Below are 2,760 nucleotides of genomic sequence, written 5' to 3'. Positions count from 1 at the left end.
GATGTAACAGCTGTAGAGCTTGTGCCTGACCAAGTCGATATTTTAAACACCAAAGCAAAATCTGAGGGCATCGAATTAAAAGTGTTTGAAGGTAATGCATGTGAAGTGCCATTTATCGAAAGCAACTCTCAAGATCTTTGTGTAATCCTAGGCCCTCTTTACCATTTGAAAACTCAACATGAGAGAGAGCTGGCGATCAATGAAGCATTGCGAATTTTGAAGCCGAATGGAGTGTTAGCAGTTGCCTACATATCTCGTTTTTTTGTAGCGGGACTGTTCGCTCAGCAATTTCCAGAACTAGTAACCCCAGAGGTACTAATTGAGCTAAATAAACATGGCACAGTTTCAAACTCGAAAGCAGATAGATTTTTCAACATAGGGTACTTTGCCACACCAACTGAAGTGGAAAGTTTGGTACAAGACAAAGGTTTTAGTGTTATCGGACACTCTGCGACAGATGGTTTTGGACGCTATATATCTAACGGTGTAAATAACTTTACGCCATCTCAATATCAAACTTGGTTAGACTATCACTTAATAAATTGTGATGAACCAACTTTATTGGGGTCAAGCAATCATGGCTTAGTGGTAGCTAGAAAAGTCAGTTATCAAACTGTTTAAGAGTGATTCGCAATGCTTGGCGTTAGAAATCTGGTGTTCATTATTCCTATTATGTTAAACGGGCGAGTTAGCTATCAAAAACAGTCCACAGAGCCCCTCAAAAGCTCCTAGTTGCGATTTAGGACACCTGATCAAGGCAATATACTTCCATAGTGCCTTGTAAGTTTGTGACGCTTTATGGCCGATTTACAGGATATGAAAATCAAGTTTGATTTCACCCTTAAAACACAACCAACGCGCCATTTATTACAAACTCATTCCGCGATCACCTATCTCACGGTCAAGACCTATCGATTGTTCTCGTTGTAACGCTTTTCCAACTGCAGGAGATGCGTGCTCAAGCTCTCTACTTGCCTGCTCAAGTTGCTGACTTGCTGACGGAGTTCGTTGTTCTCTTTCGAGGTACTCTCGAACATTTGTACTAACCCGTTGTAAGACGTTACAAAGTCGTTGTGTTGTTTCTCGTGTTGAGTCTGCAATTGCTCGAATGCGTTCAATAATTGGGTTTCTAACTCGGTCATTTTCTAGTACCCCTCTGGTATGAACATCGGTCTGTCGTCGCTGTTTCTCGTCCAACTGCCACTGTCCTCGGCTGCTGCTATGCAGATCCGTTCTCCGCACAAGCTCAGGTGGATTTTCCCACCTTTGGATTCCAGTACTTTCAGTGCCGATTGCTGATTGCTGATCTCTATTTGGTTCTGGGCGATGATTATTCCCTGCCACCAAATCACGCTCGAACAAGCGACCAAAACAAGCACTACGCTCAGCACTATCCAAAGCCAACTTTTCAAAACTAATGCGCTCATGCGTTGGTTCTGGGCGCGGATGTCGCCTTTGATTTTCTGCTCGCTTGATCTCAACGCCTGTTCTATAAACGTCTCGTGCCTCTCGAATTCGCTCTTGAGACGTTGCTCTGTATCGTGCGCTTGCTGTTTCGATTTCTTCTCGAAGTCCTGCGCCAAACTTAAAATCTTGCTCATAAATCAGCCCTTTCAATCGAATGTTTCGACCGCCTTCTGGGTCGGATATGGAAATGCTTTTTTTGGTTTGTCTAACAACAGAAAAACCAACACCCTCGAGGGCGGTTACCAAATCTTGTCTATTTCTCAACTCTCCATTGCCAGCCATAGACAACAATCCATCAGTGATAGCTCTCGCAGCTTCATGCTTTGGCTTAGGCAAATTTCGAGGCGTGGTGAGCTCTCGTTTATTGATGGGATCATCAGGGTCATGGAGTTTTAAAATGGCATTCTTTGCAATCTTCCATGCGTTGATTCGAGGCTTATCTGCCTTTTCAAAATAGGGCTGTAATCTTTTTCCTGATAACAGTTCAACATTAGGCACAACAAAATTCAGCTCCAAGCGCCCCTTGTCTCGATGTTCAACCCAAAGACAAGAATATTGATCCGCATCGAGACCAGGTAACAATGCTTTCTCGAAACTCGACATGATTTTATCTTTGGTCGTCCGATCAAGGTCGGACTCTTCAAATGACAAAACGCCAGAGGTGTACTTCTTCGCGTAAGGACTGGAATCAATCAAATCTTGAATCGCATCAGGATCACCACGGTCTAAAGTGGCACCGTCACGAGCGCGGTCTTTTCCTAGTAAATAATCAACGGGTCCCGATCCTCTACCTGCGCCCCTAGCATGAAATTTAACTATCATCTTTCGCGTTCTCCATCCTCATTAGATTCAGCTCACGCTGAAGACTAGATAACGCAGCAATGATTTGAACTCGATCAACCGGCTTCCAATCCTGATTATGAATAGCTCGTGCAATTTGGTTTAAGTTATTGCCCATTCCAGAAAGCTGTCTCAACAAGGCCGGATCGACATTGGGAACTTGATTCGCTCGGGGGACTTTTGCCCCTAAGCAATATTCACGCATCCATTCAGCAAGTCGAGGTTTTGGACTTCGCTCCATTAATGCTGCGTACTCATCATCGGTTGCTCTGATCTTGATTATCTTCTCTCGTTTATCCACGAAAAATTCTCCTTACCTCTGAGGGAAGTTAGCTCGGAACGAGGTCACTTCTCGAAGTGGTTAACTGGGGTAAAGGGGGCGTTAGCGCCCCTTTCCAGCTCACAGAGAAACGAGCGTAGCGAGTGCACTCTGTGTATGCTGGCTTAAAACAA

Annotated in this window: 4 protein-coding genes and 1 pseudogene; 1 reads left to right on the top strand and 4 read right to left on the bottom strand. The window is 44.3% G+C overall.

The window, feature by feature from the left end; genetic code table 11:
• A partial coding sequence (locus AB6D58_RS24210) for a class I SAM-dependent methyltransferase (RefSeq protein WP_372158776.1) occupies positions 1 to 621 on the top strand: 621 nt, incomplete at its 5' end.
• Between the two features lie 287 nt (positions 622 to 908).
• On the opposite strand, the gene AB6D58_RS24205 is transcribed toward AB6D58_RS24210, so the two are convergent.
• From AB6D58_RS24205 to AB6D58_RS24190, 4 genes and pseudogenes are all read right to left on the bottom strand, one after another.
• Positions 909 to 1,142: an MbeD family mobilization/exclusion protein gene (locus tag AB6D58_RS24205; RefSeq protein WP_371974920.1), complete on the bottom strand. Its 234-nt coding sequence runs from the start codon at positions 1,140 to 1,142 to the stop codon at positions 909 to 911.
• Between the two features lie 3 nt (positions 1,143 to 1,145).
• Positions 1,146 to 1,601, bottom strand: coding sequence for an MbeB family mobilization protein (locus AB6D58_RS24200; protein WP_372041944.1), 456 nt, complete (start codon positions 1,599 to 1,601; stop codon positions 1,146 to 1,148).
• A 373-nt stretch (positions 1,602 to 1,974) separates the two neighbouring features.
• Positions 1,975 to 2,289: pseudogene (locus AB6D58_RS24195) on the bottom strand (mobilization relaxase); the annotation flags it as partial.
• Complete coding sequence (locus AB6D58_RS24190) at positions 2,279 to 2,608, bottom strand: MobC family plasmid mobilization relaxosome protein (RefSeq protein ID WP_102458426.1); 330 nt, start codon at positions 2,606 to 2,608, stop codon at positions 2,279 to 2,281. The pseudogene AB6D58_RS24195 and the gene AB6D58_RS24190, both read right to left, overlap by 11 nt.
• Positions 2,609 to 2,760 lie beyond the last annotated feature (152 nt).

The organism is Vibrio sp. 10N.239.312.D08, assembly GCF_041466145.1.
Lineage (GTDB): Bacteria > Pseudomonadota > Gammaproteobacteria > Enterobacterales > Vibrionaceae > Vibrio > Vibrio crassostreae_C.
Note: the sequence above shows the minus strand (reverse complement) of the source record. Positions and strands in the feature narration are given on the sequence as shown.

What these genes read in the sequence shown, in the direction of transcription:
- AB6D58_RS24205 (WP_371974920.1), bottom strand. Translation starts at nt 1,142, where the DNA reads ATGACCGAGTTAGAAACCCAATTATTGAACGCATTCGAGCAATTGCAG.
- AB6D58_RS24200 (WP_372041944.1), bottom strand. Translation starts at nt 1,601, where the DNA reads ATGAGCAAGATTTTAAGTTTGGCGCAGGACTTCGAGAAGAAATCGAAA.